This window comes from Bacteroidota bacterium, assembly GCA_034723125.1.
GTDB lineage: Bacteria > Bacteroidota > Bacteroidia > CAILMK01 > JAAYUY01 > JAYEOP01.
In genome coordinates, this window is record JAYEOP010000387.1 from 1 (window position 1) to 2337 (window position 2337).

The window sequence follows — 2337 nt, forward strand, 5'->3', positions numbered from 1 at the left end:
AACTCACTGATGCTAAGGCATCGCCTCGTCTCAAAAAATAAAAATCTCACCTGCCTGACGGCAAAGGCAGGTCAAAAATCTTAGAAATCATAAAATTTGATAGTTTTCTTAGAGGCACTATTTAGAATCAAGCTCAAACCTAATTGGCAAATTTATAGATACTTTTACAGGTACGAGACCCGCTTGGTTTATGGTCCCGACCAAAAGGTGCGGGATAAATTGTGAGAGCTACACTTTGTTAGCCGTAGTTTTAACGAAGGAATACTGGTCCGTACGGATCAGCCGCCTACTCGATTGGCAACTGGGCTTTTTTCTAATTCTGCACATTCATATTCTGGTTTTGCAACAAAAAGGTCTCCTTCAACTGTTTCAAGTTTATTCATAGTCGCCTTTATAGCGTGTTCTGATTGGTCAATTCCAATCCATTTTCTTCCATTTATTTGGGCAGATTTTAAAGTTGTTCCTGAACCACAAAAACAGTCAAGTACAATGCTATTCTCATTCGAAGAAGTCCGAATAATTAAATCTAATAAGTCAGGATTTTTCTCAGTTGGATATGTTGGATATTGTGGGTCTTTATATTCCCAAATATCTTGAACTCTTTTCCCTTCTCTTTCGTCTGCGAAGATTATTTTTCTTGGGTTTCCTGTTGATGACCATTCAATTAACCCTTCTTTGTCCCATTGTTCTAATGTTTCAACATCCGTTCTCCAATGCCTTCCTTTTGGTGGTAAAATACCTTTAAAAGCTTGGTTTGATTTACCATTTTTAGTTTCACCTGGTGCGTGGATAGGAACTGTTGTGTATCTTCTGCCTTGTTTATCCATTTTTGGAAAGAGTTTTTCAAAATCCTTTTCAGTATATTTTTCTCTTGGCTCATTCCAAATTGGATTACTTGATTTTGTGTAAAAAAGAATTAAGTCTTTTACATTGCCGTAACCAAGTCTGTTGAAATTTTTCGGATTGCATTTTATTCTTGTAATATCGTTTCTAAAATTTTCAATTCCGAAAACTTCATCCATTACTATTTTAACATAATGACCAATTTTATAATCAATATGCAGATAAATAGACCCTTGTTCAGATATTAATTCTTTCAACAAAAGAAGTCTCTGTCTGATAAAGTCCAAAAAATCCTTTCCAAGTAATTTGTCAGAATAGGCGACATCTCCATTTCTTGAATTACTAATTGTTGAAGCTCTACCATCTGTAATTGTAAAGTTTCCGCCTGTTGCAAAAGGTGGGTCAATATAAACCAAATCAATCTTACCTCTCAAATCTCTTTCGTTCAGTAAGTAATTTAATCCTTTAATATTGTCAGATTTTATAAGTAAGTTTTTCATGTGTTTAAATTTGATAAAGAAACTCCCTTAATACAAGAGTACTCATTATGTTGTATTTTTTATAGGTCTCTGTAATTGACTTATACATTTTATTTTTTCCTTCAATAAATAAAACACCGTCAAGGATGGCAATTTTGACTGCTTTTACACCTTTTGCTTGAATGGTACTAATTGCATCATTGAACTGAGCATTTTGGTGTCCCCCAAAGTCACTTAAAAATTTAGCTTCACCAATGACAAATTGTTTGTTAAAACGACCAACAAAATCTAATCCTTTGTTGTGATTGTAACCCAAATGTTCTTTTGCAAAGTTCATCATTGCATTATCCCCCGCATCTAAAATTGCGTCTTTATCATTGCTTAAAAATTCATCTAACGATACTGGTTCAACTCCTAACGATTTTCTTTTTAACCAATCACGAAACATAGGACCAATCTGTCTATTGGTTTCTTTTGGTTCGCTACATCTTTCAAATATTTTATCAAGACCCATTTCATAAAGCCGTCCACAGATTCGGTTTATCGTTCTTGGATTTCTGTCAATAGCCGAACTATCTCGTTTTAAATATGCAATGTAACTGTCTTTGATAGGGAATAAGTCAAATTTTAATAATTGTTTTATCAGTAAATCATTGTCCTTTTTCTTGAATGATTTTTCAACTTCTGACCAAACATCTTCATTTATTTCCCTTATTCCTTCTGGAATAGTTGGGTAAACTTGAAACAAGTCGTCCAAATACGACCTTTGGTTTGCATATTCTATGCTTAATTTAGTCCATTTATTCATATTACAAATATCGTCATTTTATTTCTGTTTTGTCGTTTTTTTTTAGCCTTGCTGCCAACATTAGCATAAACGGAACTTCCGTTTATTTCCATTATGTGCAGATATACTCAAAAGTCTATAAGCCCATATCATCCAATGGGTTAACAATATCACTAAGCTCTTTGCTAGTAATATGTGTGTAAATCTCTGTTGTTTTAATATTCTCAT

2 protein-coding genes are annotated in these 2337 nt (G+C 33.5%); both read right to left on the reverse strand.

Going from position 1 to position 2337, the window contains the following annotated elements; translation table 11 throughout:
- Positions 1 to 278 precede the first annotated feature (278 nt).
- Complete coding sequence (locus U9R42_10355; protein ID MEA3496424.1) at positions 279 to 1343, reverse strand: site-specific DNA-methyltransferase; 1065 nt, start codon at positions 1341 to 1343, stop codon at positions 279 to 281.
- A gap of 4 nt (positions 1344 to 1347) precedes the next feature.
- The gene (locus U9R42_10360; protein MEA3496425.1) at positions 1348 to 2130 is read right to left on the reverse strand and encodes a restriction endonuclease; all 783 of its coding nucleotides are present in this window, start codon (positions 2128 to 2130) and stop codon (positions 1348 to 1350) included.
- Positions 2131 to 2337 lie beyond the last annotated feature (207 nt).

Coding starts and splice junctions, on each gene's coding strand:
- U9R42_10355 (MEA3496424.1), bottom strand. CDS start 1,343: ATGAAAAACTTACTTATAAAATCTGACAATATTAAAGGATTAAATTAC.
- U9R42_10360 (MEA3496425.1), bottom strand. CDS start 2,130: ATGAATAAATGGACTAAATTAAGCATAGAATATGCAAACCAAAGGTCG.